Here is a 26929-nt window from a genome sequence, read left to right on the forward strand (position 1 = left end):
GCAGGCCGATGACGGACGAACCAGCAGCAATCATCGTCGGCGCCGGCGTTGCCGGGCTGACGGCAGCACTTGCCCTGGCGCGGCATGGTCTTGCTTCGCGCATCTATGAGCGTGCGCCGGAACTCCACGAAGTGGGGGCCGGCCTTCAGCTTTCGCCCAACGCGACCCGCCTGCTCGACAGGCTGGGTGTGCTCGAGGAACTGCGCGCTTCGGCCGTGGAGCCGCAGGCCGTCGTTCTCAAGAAGGCTGCGACACTCGCCCCCCTCACCCATGTTCCGCTCGGTGCGGCCGCACAGGCCCGCTGGGGCGCACCTTATCTTGTGGTGCACCGCGCCGATCTGCAGGCAGCCCTTCTGAACCGTGCGCGCCAGCAACCGCTGATCGAGATCGTCACCGGCGCGCTGGCCGAGAAAGCCGATTTCCACGCCGGTCGTCCACGCCTTCAGATCCTGCGGGACGGCGAAAGCGAAGAGGTGCACACGCCCCTCCTGATCGCGGCAGACGGGGTCTGGTCGCATCTGCGTCGCCTCGCCCGCACCGCCGTGCGCAGCCGCTTTACCGGTTACGTCGCCTGGCGCGCGACAGTCCCCGTCGAAGAGGCGCTGGCTGCCGGCGACGGTGCGATCCAGCCTGACCGGGTTACGGCATTCATGCACCCGAAATTCCATCTGGTCGCCTATCCGATCAGTGGCGGCAGGGCGATCAATCTGGTTGCGATTGTGCCGGGCGAAGTGCCGCTCAACGCCTGGGCGCAGGATGCTGACGACGCGCCGCTGAAAAAGACGCTCGCCAGCGCCAATCCCGCCCTTGCCCGGCTGGCCGCCAGCAGACATGCCTCCTGGACCGTCTGGCCCATCCATCAGGTGGACCCGGCCGATGCCTGGACAAAGCCCGAGGGCCTCGCATTGATCGGTGATGCCGCCCATGCGGTGCCGCCCTTTGCGGCGCAGGGCGCCGGCATGGCGATTGAAGATGCGACCGTGCTTGCCAATCTTGTCGCGAAGCACCGCGATGCGCCTTCTGTGGCGCTTGCGGCCTATGAGGCGCAGCGCAAACCGCGCGTGAGCCGCGTCGCCCTACGCGGCGCGTTCAACCGCTTCACCTGGCACGCCAGCGGTCCCGTGGCGCTTGTGCGCGATGCCGTGCTCAAGACACGCAGCCAGGAAGCGCTGATGGCGGATTTCGACTGGCTCTACGGTTTCGACGCAGAAGCGGCTCCTGAAAGCTGAGGCGGGCTGACAGCCCCTGCCCGCCGCTCTCTTCCCGGTTCATCCCCCAAAATGCAAAACGCCGCGCTCCCGTGAGGAAACGCGGCGTTTGGTGTCTGCGCCGGAGCGCCTTCGGTCAGTGCAGGATCTGCGACAGGAACAGTTTTGTGCGCTCGTGCTGCGGGTTGTCGAAGAACTCCGCCGGGGTGTTCTGCTCGACGATCTGCCCCTGATCCATGAAGATCACGCGGTTCGCCACCTGACGGGCAAAGCCCATTTCGTGGGTCACGCAGATCATCGTCATGCCTTCTTCGGCGAGATCGACCATGGTGTCGAGCACCTCCTTGATCATCTCGGGATCAAGTGCTGAGGTCGGCTCATCGAACAGCATGATGCGCGGGTTCATGCACAGCGCGCGGGCAATCGCCACGCGCTGCTGCTGACCGCCCGAAAGCTGGCCCGGATACTTGTTCGCCTGTTCCGGGATCTTGACCCGCTCCAGAAAGTGCATCGCGGTCGCCTCGGCCTCTTTTTTGGGCGTCTTGCGCACCCAGATCGGGGCGAGCGTGCAGTTTTCCAGAATGGTCAGATGCGGAAACAGGTTGAAGTGCTGGAACACCATGCCGACTTCGCGCCGCACCTCATCGATCTTTTTCAGATCGTTGGTGAGCTCGATACCGTCCACGACGATCTTGCCCTTCTGATGCTCCTCCAGACGGTTGATGCAGCGGATCATGGTCGACTTGCCAGACCCAGAAGGACCGCACACGACGATGCGCTCACCGCGCATGACGCGCAGATTGATGTCCTTGAGAACGTGGAAATCGCCATACCATTTGTGCATGCCCACAATATCGATTGCGACGTCGGTATCGGAGATCTGCATCTTGCTCCGGTCAGCATGGAGCTCGTCTGCTTTAACGGCGTTTTCTGATGCCATTTTTTTCAATTCCCCTTGGCTCTCGGCCCAGAGCGTTTCCGCTTTTCATTGAATCGCGAAAACGCTCCAATTTATTGGTCCTTGCGCAATTCCGGACGGGAAACCGGTTCCCGCTTTTCCCGGAATTGCTCTCTAGCGTTTGTGACCGGTATCGAGCCGGCGTTCCATAAAGATAGAGTAGCGCGACATGCCGAAGCAGAACAGCCAGAACACGAAACCGGCAAATACCAGACCGGTAATCGGCGTCTGGGGCGACGCCCAGTTCGCATCCGAGAAGTTCTGACGCACCGCCCCCAGAAGGTCGAACATGCCGATGATGTAGACCAGGCTCGTATCCTTGAACAGGCCGATGAACGTGTTGACGATGCCGGGAATGACCAGCTTGATCGCCTGTGGAAGAACGACGAGGTTCATCTTCTTCCAGAAGCTGAGACCCAGCGCATCCGCACCTTCATACTGCCCTTTCGGGATTGCCTGCAGGCCACCGCGGATCACCTCGGCCATATAGGCGGAAGCAAACAGCGCCACGCCGACCAGTGCGCGAAGCAGCTTGTCGAACGAGGTGCCCGGCGGCAGGAAGAGCGGCAGCATGACACTCGCCATGAACAGGATGGTGATCAGCGGCACGCCGCGAATGGTCTCGATGAAGACCACGCAGACAAGCTTCACAACCGGCATTTTCGACCGTCGCCCGAGCGCCAGCAGAATGCCGAGCGGGAAGGAAACGGCGATGCCCACATAGGCCAGCACCAGCGTCACCAGAAGCCCGCCCCACAGCGGCGTCGGCACGGGCGTCAGCCCGAAGATGCCGCCCGAAAGCAGGAAGAAGCCCACAATCGGGAACGCCACGAAAAGCAGCAGCGCATTCAGCCCCTTGCGCGGCACGCTGGGAAGCAGAAGGGGCGTCAGGAGCGAGATGAAGATCGCGCCCGTCAGATAAACGCGCCAGCGTTCATCCACCGGATAGCGGCCGAACATGAACTGCTTGAACTTGGCGTCGACAAACGCCCAGCAGGCCCCCTTCCAGCCATCCGGCTGGACGCCGCCCTGCGCCACCGTGGCGCAGACGGAACGGTCCGAACCCGTCCATTGTGCGTTGATGAACGCCCACTGGATGATCGGTGGCACGATCAACAGGACCAGGATGATGCCGATGAGCGTGAAAATCGTGTCAACGGGGTTGGCGAACAGGTTCTTGCGCAGCCACGAGCCCACCCCCTGATTGGAGGCGGGGGGTGGCTGGTTCGCGACCATTTCGGCGCGGACGAAGGAAAGATCGTGTTCTTGCATCTTACCGCTCCACCAGCGCCATGCGCGCATTGTACCAGTTCATCAGACCTGCCGTTCCCAGACTGAGCCCGAGATAGACAATCAGCCAGATCGCGACGACCTCGATGGCCTGACCTGTCTGGTTGAGCGTGGTACCGCCCGTTGCAACCAGATCCGGATAGCCGATGGCCACCGCCAGCGAAGAGTTCTTCGTCAGGTTGAGATACTGGCTCGTGAGCGGCGGGATGATGATCCTCAGCGCCTGCGGAATGATGACCAGCCGCATTGTCTGGCCCGAGCGCAGGCCCAGCGCATGCGACGCCTCGCTTTGCCCCCGGTTCACGCCGACCACACCGGCGCGCACGATCTCCGCAATGAAAGCTGCGGTGTAGAACGAGAGCGCCAGATAGAGCGACAGGAACTCAGGCCTTATCTGCATGCCGCCACGCAGATTGAAGGTCGAGAGCTGGGGGAACTCGAAGCTCAGCGGGAAACCGGTGACGATGAACGCCAGCGCCGGAAGCCCGATGATCAGGCCGACACTCGTCCAGAGCACCGGAAACTGCTCGCCGGTTGCCATCTGTTTCTTGTACGCCCAGCGGCGCATGAAGAAGATCGTGACAAGCGCCGCCGCGAAAGCCACAAGAACGAGCCATGCGCCCGGCCCCCACTGGAAGGCAGGCACGAAAAGACCACGTGCGTTGATGTAGGATCCGAGCGGCAGGTCGATGCTCTCACGCGGCAGCGGCAGCACCGAAAGAACGCCAAAATACCAGAAGAAGATGACGAGAAGCGGCGGAATGTTGCGGAAAACCTCGACATAGACGAGGCAGATCCGGTTGATCAGCCAGTTTTTCGAAAGACGTCCGATACCGATGATGAAACCGATCACGGTCGCTGTAATGATGCCCACAATCGCAACACGCAGCGTGTTGAGAAAGCCGACGAACAGCGCGCGGCCATAAGTGGAATCGGAAGAATACTCGATCAGGCTATCGCCGATATCGAAGCCGGCGCGTCCCTTGAGGAAATCGAAACCGGAAGCGATGTTGGCGCGTTGAAGATTGGCTGTCGTGTTGCCGACGATCCAGTAGACCAGGGCAAACAGGCCGACGAACACCAGGACTTGATAGGCAATTCCTCGAACGCGCGGATCATAGAGCAGCGGCACACGAGGCGCCGCGCCCTCCGCAGTTGAGTGCTGGGTGGCCATGGCTATCCTCACCAGGAATGGTGAAAGGCGGTGCGTACCGCCTTTCACGCATTATGTTGACGGAATCCGATCTGCGATCAGCGGATCGGCATGCCGTACTGGAGGCCACCCTTGGTCCAAAGGGCGTTGATGCCGCGCGAAATCTTGAGCGGGCTTTCCGCACCAACATTGCGCTCGAAGATGTCGCCATAGTTGCCGACATGCTTGACGATCCGGACAGCGAAGTCGTTCGTCAGGCCAAGATCCGTGCCGAGCTTGCCACCTTCTTCGGTGCCCAGAAGACGACGCAGTTCCGGATTGTCGGACTGCATCTTCTCTTCGAGATTGTCCTTGTTCACGCCCAGCTCTTCCGCATTGACGAGCGCGTAATAGGTCCACTTGACGATGTCGAGCCACTGGTCGTCGCCATGGCGCACTGCCGGGCCAAGCGGCTCCTTGGAGATGATCTCCGGAAGCACGATGTGATCACCCGGGCTGGCCAGGTTCAGGCGCACGGCATAGAGGCCCGACTGGTCGGTCGTGTAGACGTCGCAGCGCCCTGCGTCATAGGCCGAATTCACCTCTTCGAACTTCTCGAACACAACAGGATTGTATTCCATGTTGTTGGCCTTGAAGTAGTCGGCGAGGTTCAGCTCCGTCGTGGTGCCGGCCTGCACGCAGACCGTCGCGCCGGAAAGCTGCAGCGCGGACTTGATGTCGGGCAGGTTCTTGGCGTTCACCATGAACCCCTGACCGTCATAATAGGTGACGCCGGCAAAGTTGAGACCCAGCGCGGTGTCGCGGCTGATGGTCCAGGTCGTGTTGCGCGAAAGAACGTCCACCTCACCCGACTGGAGCGCGGTGAAGCGGTCCTTTGCGGAGAGCGGCGAGAACTGAACGGCGTCCGGATCGTCGAAGATGGCCGCAGCCAGCGCACGGCAGAAATCGACATCGAGGCCGGTCCAGTTGCCATCATCATCGGGCGCGCTGAAGCCGATCAGACCGGTGTTCACACCGCACTGCACATGGCCCTTCGCCTTCACATCGTCGAGCGTAGCGGCAGAAGCCGGCGCGGCCATGACTGCGACCACGGCAGAGCCGAGCAACGCTTTGACTAATTTCTTCATGATTCAGAACCCTTTTTCTGTTTTTGGGCTTATCCCCTGACACTTTTCAGTGCGGAAGCAGGCGAATGCCGACCACCGGGCTCTTCGGGCAGCATACTCCAGAAGTGGAGCTTCAATACCCAAAAGGCGAACGGACACGCGCTTCCTCTCCCACGCACTGCAGCCATCGAATGCGATAAATTCTTTTGGGTCAAGTGTGAAAGAGGCTTGTTCCAGAAGCAAAGGAGACGCCCGTTTGCGGTTGACGTGCAGCGCACAATCGCGTTCCATCCGCCCGCCTTTTCCGGGGCATTTCAACGCTCCTGGCCTTCCGGCAAGCGCCGCAGACAATCAAGCGACAGGGTTCCATGAACGACAAGACTAATACTAAAGTCGGAGACAACACGCGCCTTGCCCATATGGGCAACAATCCGCGCGACTTCCACGGCTTCGTCAATCCGCCGGTGGTGCACGCCTCCACCGTGCTCTTCCCCGACGCACACACCATGGCGACGCGGAACCAGAAATACACCTACGGAACCCGCGGCACCCCGACGAGCGACGCGCTTGCAGCGGCCATAAATGAGCTTGAAGGGTCTGCCGGAACCGTCATCGTGCCCACGGGGCTTGCGGCCGTAACGGTACCCATGCTCGCCTTCCTTTCGGCGGGCGACCATGTGCTGATTGTCGATTCGGTCTATCACCCGACCCGCTATTTCGCCGACACGATGCTGGCGCGGCTTGGCGTGGAGGTCACCTATTACGATCCGCATCTGGGGGCCGACATCACTTCGGTCATGCAGTCGAACACCAAGGTGGTTCTGACGGAAGCGCCCGGCTCCGGCACGTTCGAGATGCAGGACATCCCGGCAATCGTCGAGGCAGCGCACAAGGGTGGCGCCATCGTCATGATGGACAACACCTGGGCCACCCCCCTCTTCTTCCGTCCGCTCGATCACGGCGTCGATATTTCGATCCAGGCAGCGACCAAATATCCGGGCGGCCATTCGGATATTCTGCTCGGCACGGTTTCGGCCAATGAAGCCTGCTGGGAGCAGCTTCTGGACACGCATGGGGCGCTCGGCATGTGCGCTGCGCCCGACGATGTCTATCAGGTGCTGCGCGGCCTGCGCACCATGGGCGTGCGCCTTGAACGCCACCAGAAAAGCGCGCTCACGCTCGCCCGCTGGCTGGAAGGCCAGAAAGGCGTGGCGCGCGTGCTGCATCCGGGCCTCGATTCGCATCCGGGCCATGAAATCTGGAAGCGCGACTTCACCGGCGCGAGCGGCCTGTTCTCCATCGTGCTCGATGGCGGGGGCGAGAAGGAAGCCCATGCCTTCCTCGACGCGCTGCAATATTTCGGTCTCGGCTATTCATGGGGCGGCTATGAGAGCCTCGCCGTGCATGTGCAGCTCAACGACCGCACCGTGGCGCATGCGCCCAAGGAAGGCCCGGTCATGCGCCTGCAGATCGGGCTCGAGGATGTCGAGGACCTGCAGGCCGACCTCGCCCGCGCCCTTGAAGCGGTGAACGCACTCTAGAGTCAGGACCCTGGGCACAGGCCTTTTCAGACTGCAAACCGCCCGCGTGGTCGAGCCTCGCGGGCGGTTTTCGTTTCTGCGACAGGCTAGGTCTGGAACAGACGCCCGGCCCCGTCGGCGCGCCGGTCAAGGCCAAGAAGCCCCATCGCGCCCCAGGCCCCGGCCAGAGCGCTCGAGACGACCGGCAGGCCACAACGCTGCTCGATCGGCTCCGTCACCGGAAGCGTTTGCAGACCGCCACATGAAATGAAGAGCGCCTCTGCGTCTTTCGCCGCCCGGCAGGTTTCCGCTCCCAGATCGATCAGCGTTTCACTGGTCACGGATGCAATCGCGTCCACATCCTCGATGTCGAGTGAGCACAGAACCGTCACCTCGAATCCGGCGGCCTCCAGATAGGCCCTCAGGCGGTCATTGACGGCGCTGCGATAAGCAGTCGCCACCGCGAGCCGGCGCACGCCAAGGGCCGCAAGCGCTTCGAGCACGCTGTCGGTCATCGTTGTTGCGGGCAATCCCGACGCTTTCTCCATCGTCGCGATCAGCTCCGCATTGAATGCAGCGCCACGATAAAAGCTCAGCGATGTGCCCATCAGCGAAATTGCCTGCGCGCCCCGCTCCGCCAGACGCGCGGACAATTCCTCCACCCGCTCGATCACCGCATCATAGCCTTCCGGCGAGAGCGCCTTCAGCGCCAGCCCCTCGGCGATGAAATCAGCCCGTCCCGCATAAAGCGCCAGAGGTTCCGGCGGCACAGCGCCCGCCGCCGGTGGAACGATCATGCCGATTACCGGTTTGCCGCCCATCCCCTCACCCCTTGCCATGACCGGCAGCCGACGGTCTCGCAGCGAACGCCTCGACGGCCTCCATGTTCAGATCGAAGCCGAGGCCCGGGCGTTCCGAAAGGCTCATCCTGCCGCGTTCCGGCTTCTGCAGCCCGGTGAAGATCTTCTCGCACACATTGACCGCCGGCACGTGATACTCGACCAGCCCGCCATTCGACACACCGGCATGCAGATGCGCATTGTGGAACGGCCAGCCACCGCCATTGGCGATGGGCGTTGCGAAGGCGTCGGCCATCGCCGCGATTTTCTGGGCCTGCGTAAAACCACCGCCGATCACCACATTCGGCTGCAAGACATCGACGCATTTCTCGACCAGCAGATCGCGGAAACGGTAGGAAAGCCCTTCATTCTGCCCGCCTGCCAGCGGCACCGGGCAGCGCCGGCGCAGATCCGCAAGCCAGCCGATGTCGTTTTTCAAAAGCGGCTCCTCGAAGAAGTCGACCCTGTAGGGCGCAACCGCCTGCGCCAGTTTGAACGCGCTGTGCGGATCGAGATTGCAGTTTGCGTCGATGAAAAGCTGCACTTCCGGCCCGACCGCCTCACGCACTGCGGCCACCCGGCGCGCATCCTCCGCAATCATTTCGGCAACGTCGATCACATCGCGGCGGCGGGTCGCCTCGGGCGCCACCGTCATCTTGAGACGCTTGAAGCCGGCATCCACCCAGAACTGCGCCGATTGCACCAGCTGGTCGATGCTGAGGAAATTGAAGCCGCAGGTCACATAGACCGGCACGTCCCGGCGCGCGCCGCCCAGAAGCCGCCACACCGGCTGGCCGAGGATCTTTCCCTTCAGATCCCACAGCGCCGTGTCGACGGCGGAGATCGCATGCGCTGCATAGCCAGTCTGGCCGCGCGGGCTCATGAGCCAGAAGAGCTTTTCCCAGATCGCCTCCGTCGCCAGCGGGTCCATGCCCTCCAGCGCGGGCGCCGCCACTTCGCGAATGGCCTCGGCGACGGTGCGTTCCTCGGTGATGGCGGTAAAACCGTGCCCCACATGGCCATCGGCGGTTTCCACCGTACAGACCACGGCGGAGAGATCGAGACTGCGGGTCACGCCCGCCGCCGTGATCTCGGCTGGTATGTTGAGAGCGTAGCTCTGGATGCGCGTGATGGCGCGCGCTTGTGCCGAAGGCGACTGCAACATGGTTATCTCATCATCTGCGAAGGTAGGAAAAGGACGATCTCTGGAAACAGGGTGATCAGCAGCGTGCCGATGCCCAGGATCGCCAGGAAGGGCAGCGAACCCATCATGATCTCGCGCATGTCGACCTTGCGGGCGATGGCCTTGACCACGAACAGATTGATGCCCAGAGGCGGTGTGATGCAGCCCATCTCCATGTTCAGGGTCACGAAGACGCCGAACCAGACCGGGTCGAAACCGGCGCTGAGCACGAAGGGCAGGAACATGGGCGCCACGATCACGACGATGGCAAAGGGCGGCAGGAAGCAGCCCAGAACCAGCATCACGCACCACAGGGCAAACAGCGTCACCCAGCGATTGTCGAACGCATCGACCAGCAGGCTGGTGATGGCGGAAACGACATCGTGGAAGGCGAGAAACTGCGAGAACGTGTAGGCGAAGGCGGCGATGATGAGGATCATCGACGTGTCCTGCACCGTCTTGAGCAACAGCTCGCGCCATACCGACCAGCTCGTGATCCGGTAGATCACCAGAACCAGGAGGATGGAGGCGGTGGCCCCCACGGCGGCGATTTCGGAAGGCGTGGCCCAGCCGCCATAGAGCGCCAGCATGATGCCGGCCATCAGCGCGAAGAACGGAACGACACGCCCAAAGCTGCCATTCCCGCCATTCGCCGCGCGCTCTGCGCCCAGTGCTTCGAATTCTGCACGCTGCCCGGGCGTCAGCCGCTTCAGGTGCCGCCACATGACGAACCAGGTGTAGAGCGAGAACAGCGCCACCAGCATCAGCCCCGGCAGAATGCCGGCAAGAAAGAGCTGACCAATGGAGGTTTTCGTCACCACGCCATAAAGCAGAAGCACGATGGATGGCGGGATGAGGATGCCCAGCGTTCCGCCACCGACGACGATGCCGCAGGCGAGCCCCGGCGGATAGCGCCGCGCCAGCATTTCCGGCACGCCCGACGAGCCCATCGCCGCCACCGTGGCCGGTGACGACCCGGAAATGGCCGAGAACATGGCGCAGCCGGCAATGGTCGACATGCCAAGACCGCCCGGCACGGGCAGAAGCCTGCTCAGGGCGGAATAGATGTCCGCGCCGGCCGGACTGACCGCCACCACCGCGCCCATGAAGATGAACATGGGCAATGCCACCAGCTCGATGGAATCGAGCGACTGAAAGGCCGTTTCCGCAATGTAGAGCAGTTCGCGCGGCTCCCCCACCATAACGGAGGAAGCCACCATCGCGCCGAGCAGCGCATAGCCGATGGGCAGCCCTGCCAGAATGAGAAGAAGAAGAATGCCAACCGAGACGAAGGCAAGCGTGACCGGATCCATCAGTGATGCCCTCCCTGCGGCACATCGAGCCGCCCGCCGCACAGCCGGATCGTCAGATCCACTGCCAGCGACAGGACCAGAAGCGTTCCGCCGAGCGGGATCGCCAGATGCGGCACCCAGAGCGGCGGCCCCCACAGGGTTTCCGAGCGCCAGCCGGTTTCCCAGGAATGGAGAAACATGTTCCAGCCGGAATAGGTGACCAGCACGAAAAGACAGAGCGCCAGGAACTCAAGCAGGGCGGTGTGCGCCCGCGCGGCGCGGCCCTTCAGATATCCGGCAAGAATCTGGACGCTGATCTGACCGCCGCTGCGATCGGTAAAGGCGGCCGACAGGAAGGCCGCATAGATCAGGAGGTAGACGCTGAATTCCAGCTCCCAGATCGTGTTGACGCCAAGCAGGCCGCGCGCAAACACGGCCCAGGTAATGACCACGGACGCCACCACGACGCCGACCGCCGACGCCATGGCTGCGGCGGCCGACACGCGCTGCAGCACTGCACGCACCCTGAAAAGCAGCTTCAGGAACGGCGACTGCGCTGCGGGCGCCCCTTCGGGCGCACCGCCATAATCTGACTTTGCTTCATCGAGCGCGTTCATTGCCGCGGCTGGTCCACCGCCTTCAGAACGGCATCGCCATTGGGCACGCTTTCCCGGAAGTAGGCCCAGGCGTGCTCACGCGCCGCATCATGCCACTGCGCCACCTGCTCTTCCGTGAGCTCGTGCACGCTGACACCGGCCTCCCGGAAGGCATCGGCAATCTGCCTGTTGTCCGCGATTGTCTGGTCGGCGAACCAGGCCTCGGATTCGGCAATCGCCTCAAGAAGGGCTGCGTAATGCGCCTCGCCGATCTTTTCTTCCACGCCCGGCGACAGAAGCACCGAATGCATCGCGCCCACAAAACCCGGCCCGACCATCAGGTGATCGATCACCTCCTGCAGATTGTACCCTTCAAAGGACGCATAGATCGTCAGCACCCCGCTCAGAACACCGGTCTGCAGCGACTGGTAGATTTCGGACGCGGGCAGCGATGTAATCGTCGCGCCATAGCCGTTCATCATGATCTCGGTGGCCTTGCCAAGTCCCCTCACCTTGTGGCCCTTCAGATCCTCGGGCAGGACGATTGCCTCGCCCTTGTTGCCAATCGTGCCCATGGCCCAGCCACCGCCGGCGAACACCAGACCTGCTTCCGACACTGCCTCCTCCAGCATCGGCCAGATCGCCCGCTCGCGCCACACCAGCCCGTCCTGCGGGGAAGCGACGAGGCCCGGAAGTGCGCCGATTTCCGCCATCGGCACTTTTCCCGAGAGCCAGGGCAGCGGGTAGATCGCCATATCGATCCGGTCGCGCGCGACGAAATCGGCCTGCGCCCGCGCCTTGCCGAGCTGCTGGTTGGGATAGACCTCGACCTTCACCTCGCCACCGGTCTTCTCGGCCACGATTTCGGCGATTCGATCGGCCCACAGATCGCGTGTGTCGCCATCGGTGTAGGAATGGCTGAGCCGCAGAACGGTTTCGGCCGACGCCGCCTCCACGGCGATGACCGAAGCGGCGCAGGCAAGCGCTGCCGCCATGAATCTGTTCATAAATTTCCTCCCGCCGGTTTCCCGGCTCTCGCTCCCATTTGAACACCAGATATTAAATCTGGTATACCAAAACGTAGTTTGGGGCGCTCCGGCTTGTCAATAGCCGGAAGAAGGGCCAAGAGATTCGAAACCGGGTATGGATGCGGATGCAAGGTGGCGGGTGCAAGGTGACGGCAAGGCACAGGACTGTTTCCGACGACAAGCCGCTGGCCGAGGGGCTGGCGCGGCAACTTGAACAGGAAATCATCGACGGCGTTATCAGGCCGGGCGACGAGCTGGACGAGCGCCGGCTTGCGGAGCGTTTTGGCGTGTCGCGCACGCCGATCCGCGAAGCGCTGCGCAGGCTTGGCGTGGAGCGTCTGATCGAGCTTCGCCCGCGCCGCAGCGCCATCGTGCGCTCGCTGACGGCGCAGAACCTGGCGCAGATGTTCGAGGTTTTGTCCGGGCTCGAATCCTTCGCCGTCGAATGCGCGGCGCGGCGCATGAACCAGCAGCAGATCGAGCAGCTGCGCTCCATACACGAGGAAACGGCGGCCATCGTGGATGCCGGCGACCGGGATGGTTTCGACCGGCTGAACTTCCAGTTCCACCAGGCGATCTATCGAGGCGCGGGCAATCCCTATCTGCTGGAGCAGCTGGAGGGGCTTCGCACCAAGCTCGCCCCCTACCGCCGCTGGCTTCTGCGCCGTCTCGACCGCATGCGCCAGTCGCATAACGAGCATGCGGTGATCCTCGAAGCAATCGAGGCCGGCGACGGCGCCCGCGCAGCCACCGAAATGCGCCGCCACATCTGCGACCCCGACCGGCTGGTTGACTTCATGATGATGGAACAGGCCGAGCGCTAGATCGCCACCGTCCGTTTGGCCGCGCCAAGGGCAAGTTGAACGATCAACCGGACACCGGAATGCCCGAAAACCGGCTTCCATATCTTGGTCAACGCTCAAACACCCGAACAGGAATGCTGACACTGCTTCCTGCATCGAGGAAACGACAGTCGGTCAGCCCGTCCCACGCGGATTGAGAAAATCCACGCGCCCTGCCCCGACTTTTCAATCGGATTGTCGGAACATTCATTTCATCGTTGATGCATGCGAATGCTTCGGCTATGAAAGCGACGCGCTGGCGCTTCGCCGCCTCCGCCACGGCCAGCACCCGTAGCTCAGCTGGATAGAGCGCTGCCCTCCGAAGGCAGAGGTCACAGGTTCGAATCCTGTCGGGTGCGCCATCACCGCCATTTATCGGATTGATTTCCTTCGATTATTTTCGACCAGCCGAAATCTTATCCCCCTCCGCTTCCCCCAATAAATTTCGGAAGGTGCCGGAATTGGACGGCTCACCCCGGACAATCAGCGCGGCCACGACTTGTGCTCTTTCAAAAACAAATCGTGCGCGTTGTTACCCGCGCCGGTCCCCAGGAGCCGGAAGAAATTGACGACCAGCCCCGGGTAGTGACGGCTTTATCGTACAGGGACGATAGGCAGCTGGATCAGTCCTCGGCCTGCCCCTTCACTCGATAGGCATCGCGGCAATGGTCGGCACAGTAGGGCTTACCCTCGACCGCAGGTGCGCCGCAAAACAGATGCAAGTCACCTTGTGCGGCATCGTTGACCGGCCAGCGGCATTCATTTGCTTTCAGATAGGCAAGCGGCCTTGGCGGTATCGTCATAGGCCGGCACCACCCCGGATCAGGCCGGGCATGTCGTGCTCGGCGGCGTCGGCTTCCCTGTCATCGTCTTCAATGTCGGGGTCTCCATCCATCTGGTCGAGAAGGGCGATAGCGTTCTCAATCCAGCGCTCAAGCTCTCGACGTCGATATGCAGTGATAGCAAGCGACCTCATCCCGCACGCTCCATCTGGATACGACGCAGCATAACCATGTCGTCATAGGCTTGCTTGGCGAGGCTTTCCGCCCAGCGCAGGCATCGTGTCACGTCACCGGCCATACCTTCGGCGTCTTCATCGCCATCAGCCATACGGTTTGCCGTGAAGGTGCAGACGGACAGCAAGGCCAGCAGATCGGCAGACGCCTCGATGGTGCTTTCGTCAACGGTGATGGTCATGCCCGACCCTCCTGTCCAGCAAACGAACGGAGAATGGCAAGCCGCTCCTGCCCTTCTTTCAGCAGACGGCTTACCTCGGCTTCGCAATCCAGCACCTCGGCAAGCAGCAGGAGTGAGCCACCAGCTACCGCCAGATGTTCATGAAGTGCGTCGAGTGTTTCCGACATATCTTCCGGATTGGCATGGTCAGTTGCGTCGATGACCTGTCTGCTGGTCAGGGCTATTGCAGCCGCAGCGGCAATCATTTCTGGGATGCTGGGCATAGCTTCGCCGGTCGCCCGGAAAGGGTGTGTCTTCAATTGGGTCTCTCCAAATCACTCTTTAGGAACTGATAACTTGTTATCACTAGACAGAGACTGATAGCAAGTGCATCAGTGATAAAAAGCTATCAACGGAGACACCATGAAGACACGCATAAAGGCAGGCAGGGATTTGCTCGGACTTACCCAAGCCGAACTCTGTGAGCGGGCAGGCATCCCGCTCATCACCTTGCGCCGGATCGAGGGCAAGCCCAACCATGCTGGCCTTGTGGCTCAGGACACGGTTGAAAAGGTGAAAGCCGCGCTTGAAGCCGCTGGCGTCCAGTTCCTCGAAGAAGGCGATGCCGCAGGCGGTCCGGGTGTGGCATTGAGAACCTAGTTCAGCGAATCACGACTGGATCATGGAGCGTCAGCGCTGCGCTGCCTTTGCTGAGCTTATTAGGCTCAGGTGGAACCACGCGCGTTTCGACATCGACATGCACTGTGGTCGGCGACCTATCGTCAATCGAGATGGAAAGCTCAAGCCGATATTGGCCAGCATCTTTGAACATCAAATGATACTCAATCGGTTGTAGTTCGATTTTCTGCCAAAGGCCCATCGCGCCGTTGGGACGAACAGATGCAATGAACAATCTTTTCGTTTCGTTTGGTAGGATGTCGGCCGAGATGCTGCCCTCGCCCATTCTTCTGTCCCAACCCAGCGGAACGCTTTCAAGTATACGAATTTCCTTTTGATGCCCTCCATCCAATCGCCAAACCCTTGTCAGCCTGGCTTGGCAATTCTTCGCAACGCTGTCGCCGTTATTAGTACAGAGAAGGCAAGCGGCATGTTCCCATGCTGTATAAGTGACGTACCTTTGGCCGCCGTATGTTTCCGATGTGGAGCCGAAGTCAATTTGAGAAAGTTCACCCCCTCCATCCAACTCCACCGAAAGACGCGGTGCTATTCGGTCATTAATGGCTATCAGGGATTTTTCGCGCTCCTTGGCTAAGTCGCTTGCCTCTTGTTCCAGCCGCGCCGGAGAGATGAAAAAGGCTTCGATAAGAAACCAGACCGAGAATAACGCGACGATGGACAGCAAGCCGATGAATGCGGTGGCCACCACATTGTTGAAGGTGACGCCTGCCTGCTCAAAAAAATCGCTGAAAGGGCTGAGCATCCAAAGCAGCAGCAGCGTTACGGACAGCAAAGCAAGGTTGCGGACGATGCCAGAAATCGTCTTATCGGTCACGGCGCGCCACGCCTCCGCCCAAGCTCGGCGTGCGCTCTTCCACCAGAACCGACAGAATGTTGCCCCCATCCCCATCGGGCGATAAGAGCCACAATTCTTGTCCGAGTCGAGTCATTAGCGTCCGAATTGATGCAATAACCCCGCCGAACCTTCCCCGCACGCCAGCGCGGCTCGTATGCTCCCCAAATCCGCAACGCTTCGGATTTCGGTCGCTGCCCTGTTTTTGCTTCATGGCCGTTCCTCCCGGCGGGCGTGATCGACAAGCACCGCGCGCCCCAGCATATTGAAGCTGATCCGACCGGCTGCTTTCAAAGCCACCTCGGCCTGTCCCGCCCGTGTGCCGCCCCAGCCCAGCACCCGCATTGCCATGCCGTAGGACATGGGTCCGTGAAGGCGAAGGGCATCGGCGTATCGGTCAGCGTCGTCGGGTCGGGCGACCGGATCAAGTTTCAGGTCGCGGCGAAGGTCGCGCTTCATATCCGACACGGTGACGGATTTGGCCGGTGCATCTTCCGGCACCGGCTGGCCGGTCAGGAAGTCGATGACCTGGCCTTTTCCGGCCACCAGCACGGCGACGATTTCAGGCGTCATTCTACCGTCGCCACTACGCCACCGGATGCGCTCGCCATCTGTCGAGAACTCGACGCCATCCGATGCGAGCGCCTTCACCAGATCGACGGCGGCGCTCATATTTCGCCCTCCCAAGCTCCACCGTGGATGTTGTCTCCGTCAGCCCCTGAATAAGTTCCCCAAGTTCCACAACCTCCGTTCCCATTGATTTTATTGATATTTTCTGTGGAGGTTTCAAGGGGCGTGGAACTTGCGGAGCTTGTGGTGGATTTTTCGGGACCGTCTGAGAGATACCGTTTGAACGCGTCCGCGAAGTCGATGCGGCGATAGATGTTGTGCGCCCGGTCGCGCTTCGGCGTGATGCCGTAGGGTTTCAACAACTTCGCGATGCCGCGCGTTGAGATAGGTCGCCCGCCACGCCATTCGGACCAAGGGCTTTCCTCAAGCTCACAAAGCGAGTTGCAAAGGTCGGTGGAGCCGATGCCCGAAACCCGCTTCGCCTCGAATACCTCCGCAATGTCGCGAAGCAGAAGCACGCCGGCCGACTGTGGCTCGTCATCACCCTGCGCCGCCGCGCCGACCAGTGCCGACCGGATCAGCACAGGCCACCGACCACCGGCAACATCGGCAATGGCGCAGATGGCACGCGCATTGTCCTGCGCCCGGTCATTGAGCGCATGGGGCACCATCGGATCCAGTTCATGAAGCTGGGAAGCACTGTCCTCAATCCAGCGTGCCGCCTTGCGCCGCAGATGTAGAAACTCGCCCAGCCGGTCGGCACGGAAGCGCTCGACCGTCTCGCCATCCTGCTTGCGCCTCAGCCGCACCACAAGCGCACGGTCTTCCAGCGTGTCGGGCAGCTTCCCAATCATGGCGATGCACTTCGGAGACCAGACCTTGAAACGGCGCGGCTCGTGGTCATCACCGACCGTGCGCCAGACATAGGCGCTCAGGCGGTTGTGCCCACCGTTGAGGACGCCGCGCAGCTCATCATTCGCTTCAAGGAATGTGTCGGCCTCATCTATCAGGACGGTTGGGGCGAATCGCTCGACCACCCGGAACAAGACCGCCGTGCTGATATTGACCGCGTGCATGGTTCGCGGTGCCAGCGCGCCGATGACTGATAAGGCCGTGGTCTTGCCGCACCGCTTCTCAGGAGACACGAAGGCCAATACCGGGGAAATGTCGCTGGCATCATGCGCCCAGGCATGCAGCACCCATGCGGCCATCAGCGGCGCAGAGTGCTCCGGCAGGACACAAAACCGCTCGACCGTCGATTGCAGCGCATCGAGAAGCCCAGCACCGTCAACCGGATCGGGCCACGGCTCGACCGCCACGAACGGGTCATCGCCTTCCTCACTTCCGCCATCCGGTCGCGCAGCTTCCACCAACTGGTCGAGAACGGAAACACGAAGCTTCAGTGCCTTGGCCTCGGCTTCCCGGCAAACTTCGTATTTCAGGCGGGGGAGCTGTGCCAATTCGGCAATCCGCGCCTCGGCTTTCTCATGGTCGGCAATCTCGAACGGCACTTCCTCGATGTTATCGAAGTCTTCGGCACGGTTCATGGCTGCATCTTGTATGTTCATGCCGCGCGCCTCCCGATGCGAAGCACGTCATTCCAGTCGAGACCGTCCGGGGCGGGCAGGATGCCGACACTCAGACCCCATGTGGTAGCAATCCTTCCAAGTGACTGACCTGCATCCTTGCCCGGCTGGTCGCCATCCGTAGCAATGACCACATGTCCGGGCGGATCGGGAAGCCTGAGCGCCTTCATGCCGCTGGTGGAGAGCGCGGCCCAGATTGTCGGATGGAAACGGAGAATGCCAGACGCCAGCGACAGCCCGGTTTCGATGCCCTCGCACACCACCAGCTTGTCGCCGCCCGCCGCGAGGCGAACAGCACCACCGGCAACCGCGCCCAGCATCGCCTTGGCCGGCTGGGCCTCTGCCTTGCCTAAACCATCGGCCCGCAGATACGTGCGATGAATGGCAAGACGCGGCGCACCCTCGACCAGCGCCACCATTGCAGGCAGGCACTTGCCGCTCGGATGCCAGCATTCAGGATGAAAGCGCAGCGTGTCGGGTAGCTCGGCTGTAATGCCACGATGGCGCAGATAGGTCTCGGCAATCGTGCCGCAGATCGGCACCGCCTCGCGCCAGCAAGCTAGCGCACGCCCCTCCTGCTTGTCGGCCTGCTCTATCTCGGCCTGCCGGATGCGGGCCAGTGCTTCAGCAGACGGCGGGGAATAGTGGCCGGTGCCCTTGACCAGTCCCAGCCCCTTCAAGGCGTCGAGAATGGCCGTGAAGGAACATCCGGCATGGCAATGCAGAAGCAACCGCCCGCCGTCGCCGTCAGACATGCTCAGGCTGGGCGTGCGCTTGTTCGTATGGGCAGGACAGCACGCTATTCCGTAACGCCCGAACCATTTGCCGCGAAGGGCAAGGGTGATGGTCTTAGCGTCGCTCATGCCGCTGCCCTCCCGGCACCGGGCTTTGCGGTCACGGTCGAGCGCAGCACGTAGCGGGCATGGGTGCCCTTGAACGGGCCGTCGTGTGCCTCGTGATTGGTGTAGATCAGAACGCCAAGGTCACGAAGATTGAAGACGTAGGCCGACCAGCGCGGACCGGGTCGGTCAATCGGCGTGCAGCCTTTCGGGCCGGCCGCCATCAGGCTTTCAAGCGCCCAGCGGTCGCGCCCTTTGATGGCGATGGTGAACGGTTCGGCGTCGGGATTGCGAACCGTGAAGTGGGCAGCGGCCCAGCGGCAGGGTTTCGTGGTCATGGTAGTCCTCATGGGATTGAGCCAGAGGACGGGAGAGGCTATTCAGGTGCGTGAAGATGAAAGACCTCGGCCCCGTCCAGAAATGGCGGGGCTTTTTCTTAGGCGGCACGGCGCGTGCGCTCGGCCAGCCAGTTCATCACGTCGCTTTCAGGCCACGCCACCGCGCGAACAGACAGCTTCACCGGCTGGGGAAAGGTTCCAGCCTTCATCATGTCGTAAATGGTGCTGCGGCTTAGGCCGGTGGCCTCGATGACAGCAGGCAGTCTCAGGTGCTTCTCAAGCATGTTCGGCTCCGTTTGGTGCGCGTTGGACATGCTCAAGGGATGGAGTGCGTTGCCGCGAAGGGACAGACACGCAAAACTCGCAAAACTCGATGGCGGGTTTTTGCGGTTTTTGCGGTTAGTTTTGCCGTGACTTTTGCGGTTTTGCGGTGGAGTTTTGCGGCACCTTTGCATCGGTCTTTAGTGCCCTCCGCATCGTGTCAACGGACACAGATTCGCTCAACTGTGTGGAGACGGCGTTCGCGACCGCTTTCCAAGTCGCGCCTGAAAGCTCATGCCCGAAGGGATAAAGCTCCCGATATGCGGCAAGCGCAGCACTGGCTTTTTCGGGGCGGCCTCTGGGGGGAGCATCTTTCTCCTGTGCATCCGCGTTTTGCAATTCTCCGCTCAGCATCAGTTCAACCGCTCCATCCACGAACAGCAGAGGTGCGAACCCGAAATCCATCTCCATCTCGCCCAGAAAAAGAGCACGGTCGATTTCATCCCCGCCCAGCCAGTAAGACGGGTCGATCCAGACTATACCTTGGCCTTGAAGGGCGTAGCAGCCCGGCATCCGGCCTTCACATAAAATCGACCGGAGAAAGTGGAGACATTGCCGGCGAATTTGTGCCCGCTCATCGATTGGCAATTGCGCGTAATCTTCGTCGGAAACGTGAGGAAAGAGATGCTCCGATATTTCGCTCAGGACATGCTCATGCCCGACATATCCCGGTGGAATAAAGCGCCGTTGAAGCCGTTGCCGATATTCTTCAAGCTCAGTCTCCATAAAGCTCATGCAATCCTCACCACGTTGTCGGTGCGTTTCACGGCAAGGAACGCCGCCCATGCCTCCATCATCTTCCTGCGCTTCGCGAATAAGTCGGATCGAGCATAGGCGCGCTCGACAGCATCGCCCGACAGATGCGCCAGCGCAGCCTCGGCAACCTCACGCGGGAAATTCGTGCGCTCCTGCGCCCATGTGCGGAAGGACGTGCGGAAGCCGTGAACATCGACGGGGAATCCCAATTCCTTCACCAGCTTGGAAAGGGTCATATCGGACAGCGCCTTGCCCGTCCTCGTGCCGGGAAACACCAGTTCGGAACCGCCTGAAATCGCCTTGGCATCCTCAAGGATGGCGATGGCGTGGGGCGACAGTGGGATGCGGTGCGGCCGCTTCATCTTCATGCGTTCGGCCGGGATTTCCCAGACCTTCGCCGCCATGTCGATTTCCGACCACACGGCATTGCGAACCTCGCCAGACCGTGAAGCGGTGAAGACCAGAAGCTCAAGCGCCAGCTTAGTTGCCATACCAGCACCAGACGCCTTTACCGCCTCGATGCAGGCCGGCACGTCCTCATAGGGCAGCGCCTTGCGATGTTCGGGCTTCATCTCGACGCGGGGCAACGCAAGCGCCTCAGCCCGCGCCGGATTGTCCTCCCTCATGCCCTCAGCAATTGCCCATTTGAAAACGGCCGACACCCGAAAGACCAGCTTACGGGCTACCTCCGGGGCGACCTTTCGAGTGGCAAGGATGGCCTGTCGTATGTCGCCGCTGGTCACGTCCGATATGAGTTGCGAGCCGATGCGCGGGAAGATGTGCGCTTCAAGAGACGACAGGAATGCAGCCTTATTCTTCTCATTCTTCCATGTCGGCAACAGCTCGGCATGCGCTTTCCGAGCGGCCTCTTGAAACGTGAGGACGGCTTGAGCTTGCCTTTTCGCGGCCAGCGGGTCGCCACCTTCTCTTGCCAGCTTCCGATTTGCCAGCGCCTTTCCACGCGCCTCGGCCAGCGGGACCAGCAGCGGAGAACCAAGGCCAAGTTCGCGCCTCTTTCCGCGAATGACGATACGCTGCACCCAGAAGCGGGAGCCGTTCGGCTCGACGCGAAGGTAAAGGCCGTGACCGTCGAAATACTTGCCCGGCTCCTGCACCGTGCGGACGAATTGCGCCGTGAGCGCCTTTTCAGGATGCCTGTTTATCGAAGCGACCATAGCGCGCCCTTCCCTCACCACTTCCCCCAATACCTTTCGGAACAGGCGGAACATTACAGGAACCTACCGGACACTAATAGACAGTGCAACCCTTGCTTTTAAAGGCGTTGCAGATGTTCTCGGATTTTCCCGGAAAACCGCTAGGCGCATGTCGGGTGCGCCATCTTTCATGGCATCTCTGGATAGTTTTTGCGGTTCGCAGCGGCCGGACTTCCCGAAACGCGCCCTTGGCCTAGCCAAATCCTGGCGCCTCGTAACGCCGTCGATACTCCGCAGGGCTTATGCCCGCATGACGCTGGAACACGCGCCGAAAAGTGTCCACATTGCTGAAACCGCAAGCCGCAGCGACCTGCTTCGGGCGATCTCCGTCTTCCAGCATGCGCCGCGCAATGTCGACACGAACCGCCTCAACCCATGCCGCCGGGGTTTGGCCTATCTCGTGCTGGAAAAGACGGACAAAATGCCGGGGGCTCAGGCCCGCACGACGCGCCAGGGTTCCGGTCCTGGCATCCTGTGCAGGGTTCGCCAGAACCCAACGCTGAACCTCCTGAAGCGCAGAGCGACCGGAAACGCTGCTTTCGCCTCGCCTGCTGAACTGAAGCTGACCGCCCGGTCGCTTGAAGAACATGACCAGCTGCGCGGCAACACGCTTCGCGACCTCGCTTCCAAGATCCTCCTCCACAAGCGCCAGCGCAAGATCAAGCCCCGCCGTCACGCCGGCAGCTGTCCTCACCCTGCCATCCCGCACATGCAGGGCATCAATCTCGACCGTGATTTCGGGAAATCGCCGCTCAAGCGTGGCAGCGACGGACCAGTGCGTGGTCACGCGCCTGCCCTCCAGCAGCCCGGTCTCGGCCAAAAGCAGCGCGCCGCTGCACACCGAGCCGAACCGGCGACAGGCAGGCGCGCTGCGCCTGATCCAGTCGATCATCGCAGGGTCGGACGCCGTTTCCGCCATATGCGGCGCTCCGGCGACCAGCAATGTGTCAAAGCGGCTGCAGCGCTCGGGTTCGAAAACCATATCGGCCAGTATTCGAAGCCCGGAAGACGCCGAAAGCGGCCCTGACACGCCGGAGATCACGCTTGTTCTGTAGACCTCAGCGCCCGACTGGGCATTGGCCTCTGCAAAGACATCCAGCGGACCGGCAACATCAAGCATCTGCACCCCCGGGACAGCGAGGATGCCGATCGTCAGAGGTCGAGCCGGGCGTCTTGCAGACATGTCAATTGTCCATATTCGTCGCCTCACGACGATAGTAGACGCATCTAAGATTTTCTAGGCTCTCCCTGTCTTTGAAGGAGATCCATCAATCATGGCTATCAGCTCAGTAAAAATTCCGGACAGCAGCATGGCGCGCGAGGTTACGGAGATCGTCCGCGACACCGCGGGCGAACTCCTGTTCAACCATTCAAGCCGCGTCTATCTGTTCGGTGCGATGGCGGGCGAGCGTCGCGGCCTCACCTATGACGCCGAGCTGCTCTACACCGCCGCCATGTTCCACGACATGGGGCTGACCGAGCCGCATCGCAGCAAAACAGCCCGCTTCGAAGTCGACGGAGCAAATGCAGCCCGCGCCTTCCTGCAACGGCAGGGCATTTCGCAACACGATATGGACACGGTCTGGACGGCGATTGCACTGCACACCACACCCGGCATCCCTGAACACATGCATCCGGTCATCGCCCTGGTCACCACCGGCGTGGAGATGGATGTTCTGGGCATCGGCTATGAAGCCTATAGCGATGCGGAGCGGGAAAAGATCACAAACGCCTTCCCGCGACCTGCGCACTTCAAGGAAGAGATCATTCAGGCCTTTTACGAAGGCATCAGGCACAAGCCGGAGACGACATTCGGCAATGTGAAGGCTGATGTTCTGGCGGACAAGGAGCCCGGCTTCCATTGCGGAAATTTCTGCAGCATCATCCGTAACTCGCCATGGAAAGGCTAGTCTCTTGGGCCTGTCGGCCGGTGGATCAACTGCCAAGCCGCACCCTGCAGGGCCAGCGCCGGGGTCACTAAAAAACTGGAAATATGGCGATCCCGGCAGGATTCGAACCTGCGACCATCGGCTTAGAAGGCCGGTGCTCTATCCAACTGAGCTACGGGACCACGATGTGGAAGCAGAAATCAGTGCGTCCACGGGGTCTTGCGGTCATAGCGGAAATTGTCAGAGTAGGAAACCTGACGGCGCTTGGGCTGATGCGGTTCTTCCACACGGAAAGGAATGCCGTTACGCTCCGCATAGGCGACCGCCTCTTCCCGGCTCTCGAAAGTCAGACGAACCTGGCTCTTCATGTCGGACGAAGAAGTGTAGCCCATCAGCGGATCGATCTTGCGCGGTACTGCCGGATCGAATTCGAGAACCCAACGGCCGGTTTTGGCCTTGCCGGACTGCATGGCCGTCTTGGCCGGGCTGAAAATGCGCGCAGACACGTCTTGAACCTCGTTCCCTGCAGGCGTCGAAACGCCGAAACAAGCAACATGCCACACGGGGCAGCATGCGAAAAGATGGTCGGAGCGGCAGGATTCGAACCTGCGACCCTCTGGTCCCAAACCAGATGCGCTACCAGGCTGCGCTACGCTCCGAAGTCCGCTCTCCCTAGAGTTTCCGTTCTGATTTGGCAATAGGCGAATGAACCAAAAACAGAACAAACAGCGCCCCGTGGCACTGGTGGGCGCAAAAGTCCCACGGAAATTACCACGGTTGTTCCTGTAGCGTTCACTGCCACAGAAGAAGCATCGCCACCCATACCACCGCCAAATCGATTTCGATTCGTTGCAGGCACATCACATGGCCGACTTGGGCCGAGAGCGGAATGGTAGCTTTCGAAAACGAGCCCGGCAAAGCGGGCACTCGCGCTCATTGGGTGCGTATTCGATTTTCGCCCGGAATGCCTTGGCGTTGAAGTTACTGACCTTTGTGTGAAACGCCACACCATATTTGTGGCCAATCTCAGTAGCGATGTGTAACGCGTTTTTGATCGAGACCTGCAAGCTCAATGGCGTCGAACCCCACGGATATTTGTCCAGTGTTCTGACCACCATCGCAAAGGGCCACAAACAAGCGGATATCAAAGAGCTGCTGCCCTGGAACTGCGCCAAAACTGTGTGATCGGCGCACCGCTTACGAAGGACCAGAGATGAAGCGCAACAGGTTCAGCGAAGAACAGATTATCGGTATCTTCAAGGAGCATGAGGCGGGCAATTCGGTCGTCGACTTGTGCCTCACGTACAGCGTGAGCAGCGGCAGTATCTATATACCGCTGCCCCTGTTTCCCGATGGAGCTAAGGCTGGCTAGTGACACAAAGCCGCGCAACTCGATCTTGAGACCAAGAGCAAGATCCGGCGTGAAGGAAACAAGCCGCTGAGGTGGCGCCGCGCCTGGTGGAGCGTGCCGCGCCCAAGTCTGGCACAGTTCAGCAGACCTCTAAGCGCCCGTCCGAAAAAAAGAGCTATGAAGTCAAATCGATTGGTCCTGAACCTAGCAACAAGCTTTCGCATAATCACTTGGCGTCACGCCGTAGTGCCGACGAAAATGACGGATGAGGTGACTTTGATCGAACAGGCCGACGCTTACCGCGGTTTCGGCCGCGCAGATGCCGCGGGAAAGTAGAGCCTTCGCCTGGTTGAGGCGTATTTGCGTCAGATAGCGGTGGACGGACAGGCCCGTGGTCGCCCGGAACAGACGCATGAAATGATAGTCGCTCAGGCCCGCGACTGCCGCGACGTCCCCCACGGTGACAGGTTCCCAGTAGTGGGCTTCAAGATACTCCATCGACTGCCGTATATCGGCTCTCACCAGCCTCAGAGAGCGTCCCTGTCGCGTCCGTTGCCCGTAGCGGGCGATGATTGAGCCGAAAGCATCGTATGCGGCACACTCCTTTTCGATACGGTCGGGCGTATTGCTAATAATCGCGTGGGCGCGAAGAAGGAGCCGCGTAGCATCAACATCATGGCGTATCACGTCATTGCCGAAATCAAGCGGACCATGACCGCCCAGCACATCGTCCGCGATGGTTTCGAGAAAGCCGGAAGATGGATAGAAGGCGCAATAATCCCAACCATGATCGCGCGCAGCAGCCTCGGCCGCATGAACTTCGCCCGGATGGATAATCATCACGGTTCCCGCCATTGCGACCCCGTTCCGGCGAAGGACACGATGCCGTTGCGCGCCTCGGCTGAAAGCCGCGATGACGAACTCATCATGAAAATGTGCGGGGTAGCTATAATCAAAGCAGGAGGCACGCAGTAGTTCCAGCCCGTCAGGCAATCCGGTGTCGCGCCATAGCTTCATGCGATCGCGTCGCTGCGCCTTCATTCCCTACCTACTTCCTTCTCCACGAACACGCCAATGCGCAGGATCGTCCAATCCTTCGGACATGCTGCATGTGAGGGATGACACATCGGCAACAATGAAGGCATCGGTTTGTCATGGAAAACAGCAGTGCAACGCGGCCCCTGTCGCAGAAGGTGATTGGGATTCTCGGCGGAATGAGCAATCAAGCAACGGGCGAATACTATCGGATGTTGAATGAGCGCCTGAACCAAGAGTATGGAGCCTGGGACAATGGCGAGATTGTCATCGTTTCGGTGAATTTTGGAAACATAGAATACTTTGTACGCCGGAACCAGTGGGACGAAGCGCGGGCCTATCTTGCCGAAAAGATTGACCGATTGGAGCGGGCTGGTGCCGATGTGATCGGCTGCGTTTCAAACACAATGCATCGCGTCGTTGCACCAATCATGGCGGGCCGCACGACACCCTTCATTCATATCGCCGATTCGACTGGCGAGGTCATCCAGAAAGCCGGGATCACGCGTGTGGGCCTCTTGGGCACGATGGCGACGATGCAGTCTGACGAACTGCGCGCCCACCTCAAAGAGCGATTTGGGATCGAAGTCCTTGCACCGTCTGATGCGGATCAGAAAGTGGTGGACAGGATCATCTTTGACGAACTGGTGCGGCGCGACCTGCGCGCCGCATCCAAAGCGGAGTATCTGCGGGTTGCCGCCGCCTTGCGGGCTGAGGGCGCGCAGGGCGTGATTCTTGGATGCACGGAAATCTTTCTACTGATCGGACAATCCGATCTGCCGGGCTTTCCAGTGTTCGATACGACCGCCCTGCATGTCGGAGCCCTCGCGTCGTTTGCGCTGTCCTAAGCTATCCGGTCGCGAACCTTTTGCGTTCCTTCACGCGCGGTCATCAGTGCCTGCGTCCACCAAATGAGATCCTGGATCATTGACGTAGCGCTCACGTTCAGAAACTCAAAATCATCAAGCCGCCGCTCGCCGCTTGCTGTAACCAGATACTGCTCCATACCGATATGGACAGCATAGCGCAGGGGGGGGGGGGCAAGTTGAAGCTCGATACAGATCAGACGGAGTTGCTCAATTGCTCGCGCCGCCCCCCTCCGTAGCCTAGAAACGCCGCTGGTTTGCGGTTGAACTCGTGATAGGCATAGTCGAGCTGACCTGAGACCCTGAACTTCCTCCAAGATTTGGAGTCCCGTTGCAGACTTTTCGCTTACGGTGAATCGAGCTGAGAACGCGATCCAGTATGCGTCCCTTGTGAGCTCAGGTACGATAATGCTCTACAATACACCTCTCCATCCAAATAGAG

At 60.8% G+C, this 26929-nt stretch carries 31 protein-coding genes, 3 tRNA genes and 1 pseudogene; 9 read left to right on the forward strand and 26 right to left on the reverse strand.

The annotated features are described in order from the left end of the window. Positions 1 to 8 precede the first annotated feature (8 nt). Positions 9 to 1229, forward strand: a complete 1221-nt coding sequence (locus AC4PTT_RS13295; RefSeq protein WP_492161388.1) for an FAD-dependent monooxygenase — start codon at positions 9 to 11, stop codon at positions 1227 to 1229. 115 nt (positions 1230 to 1344) lie between these two features. Here AC4PTT_RS13295 and AC4PTT_RS13300 read toward each other — a convergent pair whose 3' ends face one another. The 4 genes from AC4PTT_RS13300 to AC4PTT_RS13315 form a co-directional block, all read right to left on the reverse strand. After that, entirely contained in the window at positions 1345 to 2148 is an 804-nt protein-coding gene (locus AC4PTT_RS13300) for an amino acid ABC transporter ATP-binding protein (protein ID WP_113154863.1), read from the reverse strand. Positions 2149 to 2280: 132 nt separating this feature from the next. Next, positions 2281 to 3438 (reverse strand): amino acid ABC transporter permease, encoded by a 1158-nt coding sequence (locus tag AC4PTT_RS13305; RefSeq protein ID WP_206546725.1) that lies wholly within the window; start codon positions 3436 to 3438, stop codon positions 2281 to 2283. Position 3439: 1 nt separating this feature from the next. Next, positions 3440 to 4630, reverse strand: coding sequence for an amino acid ABC transporter permease (locus AC4PTT_RS13310; protein WP_283799387.1), 1191 nt, complete (start codon positions 4628 to 4630; stop codon positions 3440 to 3442). Between the two features lie 77 nt (positions 4631 to 4707). Beyond that, positions 4708 to 5736: an amino acid ABC transporter substrate-binding protein gene (locus AC4PTT_RS13315; RefSeq protein ID WP_113154860.1), complete on the reverse strand. Its 1029-nt coding sequence runs from the start codon at positions 5734 to 5736 to the stop codon at positions 4708 to 4710. Positions 5737 to 6083: 347 nt separating this feature from the next. Here AC4PTT_RS13315 and AC4PTT_RS13320 point away from each other — a divergent pair, with 347 nt between their 5' ends. Further along, a complete protein-coding gene (locus AC4PTT_RS13320) occupies positions 6084 to 7256 on the forward strand; it encodes a cystathionine beta-lyase (protein ID WP_492161389.1) in 1173 nt (390 codons plus the stop codon). Between the two features lie 86 nt (positions 7257 to 7342). On the opposite strand, the gene AC4PTT_RS13325 is transcribed toward AC4PTT_RS13320, so the two are convergent. From AC4PTT_RS13325 to dctP, 5 genes are read right to left on the reverse strand one after another with little or no spacing between them, the layout of a single operon-like run. Beyond that, a complete protein-coding gene (locus tag AC4PTT_RS13325) occupies positions 7343 to 8056 on the reverse strand; it encodes an arylmalonate decarboxylase (RefSeq protein WP_492161390.1) in 714 nt (237 codons plus the stop codon). A gap of 4 nt (positions 8057 to 8060) precedes the next feature. Then, positions 8061 to 9239: a mandelate racemase/muconate lactonizing enzyme family protein gene (locus AC4PTT_RS13330; protein ID WP_113154857.1), complete on the reverse strand. Its 1179-nt coding sequence runs from the start codon at positions 9237 to 9239 to the stop codon at positions 8061 to 8063. Between the two features lie 2 nt (positions 9240 to 9241). Then, the gene (locus AC4PTT_RS13335; RefSeq protein ID WP_206546730.1) at positions 9242 to 10570 is read right to left on the reverse strand and encodes a TRAP transporter large permease; all 1329 of its coding nucleotides are present in this window, start codon (positions 10568 to 10570) and stop codon (positions 9242 to 9244) included. After that, positions 10570 to 11166, reverse strand: a complete 597-nt coding sequence (locus AC4PTT_RS13340) for a TRAP transporter small permease (protein WP_492161391.1) — start codon at positions 11164 to 11166, stop codon at positions 10570 to 10572. The genes AC4PTT_RS13335 and AC4PTT_RS13340 overlap by 1 nt, the downstream gene beginning before the upstream one ends. Further along, a complete protein-coding gene (gene dctP / locus AC4PTT_RS13345) occupies positions 11163 to 12152 on the reverse strand; it encodes a TRAP transporter substrate-binding protein DctP (protein WP_206549202.1) in 990 nt (329 codons plus the stop codon). Before dctP ends, AC4PTT_RS13340 begins: the two co-directional genes overlap by 4 nt. Before the next feature lie 167 nt (positions 12153 to 12319). On the opposite strand from dctP, the gene AC4PTT_RS13350 reads away from it, so the two are divergent. Continuing rightward, positions 12320 to 12997, forward strand: coding sequence for a GntR family transcriptional regulator (locus AC4PTT_RS13350; RefSeq protein ID WP_206554484.1), 678 nt, complete (start codon positions 12320 to 12322; stop codon positions 12995 to 12997). 303 nt (positions 12998 to 13300) lie between these two features. Next, positions 13301 to 13377: transfer RNA gene (locus AC4PTT_RS13355), tRNA-Arg, on the forward strand. A 261-nt stretch (positions 13378 to 13638) separates the two neighbouring features. Here the strand turns inward: AC4PTT_RS13355 and AC4PTT_RS13360 are convergent. The 4 genes from AC4PTT_RS13360 to AC4PTT_RS13375 are packed head-to-tail and all read right to left on the reverse strand — an operon-like array spanning position 13639 to position 14511. After that, a complete protein-coding gene (locus tag AC4PTT_RS13360; RefSeq protein ID WP_492161392.1) occupies positions 13639 to 13818 on the reverse strand; it encodes a GcrA family cell cycle regulator in 180 nt (59 codons plus the stop codon). Next, entirely contained in the window at positions 13815 to 13991 is a 177-nt protein-coding gene (locus tag AC4PTT_RS13365; protein ID WP_492161393.1) for a hypothetical protein, read from the reverse strand. The genes AC4PTT_RS13360 and AC4PTT_RS13365 overlap by 4 nt, the downstream gene beginning before the upstream one ends. Next, complete coding sequence (locus AC4PTT_RS13370) at positions 13988 to 14212, reverse strand: hypothetical protein (protein ID WP_492161394.1); 225 nt, start codon at positions 14210 to 14212, stop codon at positions 13988 to 13990. The genes AC4PTT_RS13365 and AC4PTT_RS13370 overlap by 4 nt, the downstream gene beginning before the upstream one ends. After that, entirely contained in the window at positions 14209 to 14511 is a 303-nt protein-coding gene (locus AC4PTT_RS13375) for a hypothetical protein (protein WP_492161395.1), read from the reverse strand. The genes AC4PTT_RS13370 and AC4PTT_RS13375 overlap by 4 nt, the downstream gene beginning before the upstream one ends. A gap of 103 nt (positions 14512 to 14614) precedes the next feature. Here AC4PTT_RS13375 and AC4PTT_RS13380 point away from each other — a divergent pair, with 103 nt between their 5' ends. Continuing rightward, entirely contained in the window at positions 14615 to 14851 is a 237-nt protein-coding gene (locus AC4PTT_RS13380; RefSeq protein WP_492161396.1) for an XRE family transcriptional regulator, read from the forward strand. A 1-nt stretch (position 14852) separates the two neighbouring features. Here AC4PTT_RS13380 and AC4PTT_RS13385 read toward each other — a convergent pair whose 3' ends face one another. The 9 genes from AC4PTT_RS13385 to AC4PTT_RS13425 form a co-directional block, all read right to left on the reverse strand. After that, positions 14853 to 15704 (reverse strand): hypothetical protein, encoded by an 852-nt coding sequence (locus AC4PTT_RS13385; RefSeq protein WP_492161397.1) that lies wholly within the window; start codon positions 15702 to 15704, stop codon positions 14853 to 14855. Between the two features lie 228 nt (positions 15705 to 15932). Then, entirely contained in the window at positions 15933 to 16394 is a 462-nt protein-coding gene (locus tag AC4PTT_RS13390) for a TubC N-terminal docking domain-related protein (protein ID WP_492161398.1), read from the reverse strand. Further along, positions 16391 to 17860, reverse strand: coding sequence for a DUF3631 domain-containing protein (locus tag AC4PTT_RS13395; RefSeq protein WP_492161399.1), 1470 nt, complete (start codon positions 17858 to 17860; stop codon positions 16391 to 16393). The genes AC4PTT_RS13390 and AC4PTT_RS13395 overlap by 4 nt, the downstream gene beginning before the upstream one ends. Continuing rightward, positions 17857 to 18741: a DUF7146 domain-containing protein gene (locus AC4PTT_RS13400; RefSeq protein ID WP_492161400.1), complete on the reverse strand. Its 885-nt coding sequence runs from the start codon at positions 18739 to 18741 to the stop codon at positions 17857 to 17859. The genes AC4PTT_RS13395 and AC4PTT_RS13400 overlap by 4 nt, the downstream gene beginning before the upstream one ends. Then, a complete protein-coding gene (locus tag AC4PTT_RS13405) occupies positions 18738 to 19055 on the reverse strand; it encodes a winged helix domain-containing protein (RefSeq protein WP_492161401.1) in 318 nt (105 codons plus the stop codon). The genes AC4PTT_RS13400 and AC4PTT_RS13405 overlap by 4 nt, the downstream gene beginning before the upstream one ends. Positions 19056 to 19153: 98 nt before the next feature. Further along, positions 19154 to 19339, reverse strand: coding sequence for a helix-turn-helix transcriptional regulator (locus AC4PTT_RS13410; protein ID WP_492161402.1), 186 nt, complete (start codon positions 19337 to 19339; stop codon positions 19154 to 19156). A 115-nt stretch (positions 19340 to 19454) separates the two neighbouring features. Next, complete coding sequence (locus AC4PTT_RS13415; protein WP_492161403.1) at positions 19455 to 20111, reverse strand: hypothetical protein; 657 nt, start codon at positions 20109 to 20111, stop codon at positions 19455 to 19457. Then, on the reverse strand, positions 20108 to 21361 hold the full coding sequence (locus tag AC4PTT_RS13420; protein ID WP_492161404.1) for a tyrosine-type recombinase/integrase: 1254 nt from the start codon (positions 21359 to 21361) through the stop codon (positions 20108 to 20110). The genes AC4PTT_RS13415 and AC4PTT_RS13420 overlap by 4 nt, the downstream gene beginning before the upstream one ends. 178 nt (positions 21362 to 21539) lie before the next feature. Further along, a complete protein-coding gene (locus tag AC4PTT_RS13425; protein WP_492161405.1) occupies positions 21540 to 22466 on the reverse strand; it encodes a GlxA family transcriptional regulator in 927 nt (308 codons plus the stop codon). A gap of 154 nt (positions 22467 to 22620) precedes the next feature. Here AC4PTT_RS13425 and AC4PTT_RS13430 point away from each other — a divergent pair, with 154 nt between their 5' ends. Next, positions 22621 to 23256, forward strand: coding sequence for an HD domain-containing protein (locus AC4PTT_RS13430; protein WP_492161406.1), 636 nt, complete (start codon positions 22621 to 22623; stop codon positions 23254 to 23256). An 84-nt stretch (positions 23257 to 23340) separates the two neighbouring features. Here AC4PTT_RS13430 and AC4PTT_RS13435 read toward each other — a convergent pair. From AC4PTT_RS13435 to AC4PTT_RS13445, 3 genes are all read right to left on the reverse strand, one after another. After that, positions 23341 to 23417, reverse strand: a tRNA-Arg gene (locus AC4PTT_RS13435). Positions 23418 to 23435: 18 nt separating this feature from the next. After that, positions 23436 to 23741 carry an ETC complex I subunit gene (locus AC4PTT_RS13440; protein WP_113154809.1) on the reverse strand — a complete coding sequence of 102 codons (306 nt, stop codon included), beginning with the start codon at positions 23739 to 23741 and terminating at the stop codon, positions 23436 to 23438. Between the two features lie 76 nt (positions 23742 to 23817). Then, positions 23818 to 23894: transfer RNA gene (locus tag AC4PTT_RS13445), tRNA-Pro, on the reverse strand. A 376-nt stretch (positions 23895 to 24270) separates the two neighbouring features. On the opposite strand from AC4PTT_RS13445, the gene AC4PTT_RS13450 reads away from it, so the two are divergent. After that, complete coding sequence (locus tag AC4PTT_RS13450; protein ID WP_492161407.1) at positions 24271 to 24420, forward strand: transposase domain-containing protein; 150 nt, start codon at positions 24271 to 24273, stop codon at positions 24418 to 24420. Positions 24421 to 24448: 28 nt separating this feature from the next. After that, a pseudogene (locus AC4PTT_RS13455) lies at positions 24449 to 24565 on the forward strand (transposase); the annotation flags it as partial. Between the two features lie 225 nt (positions 24566 to 24790). Here the strand turns inward: AC4PTT_RS13455 and AC4PTT_RS13460 are convergent. Beyond that, a complete protein-coding gene (locus AC4PTT_RS13460; protein ID WP_492161408.1) occupies positions 24791 to 25627 on the reverse strand; it encodes a helix-turn-helix transcriptional regulator in 837 nt (278 codons plus the stop codon). Between the two features lie 113 nt (positions 25628 to 25740). Here AC4PTT_RS13460 and AC4PTT_RS13465 point away from each other — a divergent pair, with 113 nt between their 5' ends. Beyond that, positions 25741 to 26469 carry an aspartate/glutamate racemase family protein gene (locus tag AC4PTT_RS13465; protein ID WP_492161409.1) on the forward strand — a complete coding sequence of 243 codons (729 nt, stop codon included), beginning with the start codon at positions 25741 to 25743 and terminating at the stop codon, positions 26467 to 26469. The last annotated feature ends 460 nt before the right edge of the window (positions 26470 to 26929 follow it).

This window comes from Nitratireductor sp. WH36-1 (assembly GCF_058725515.1).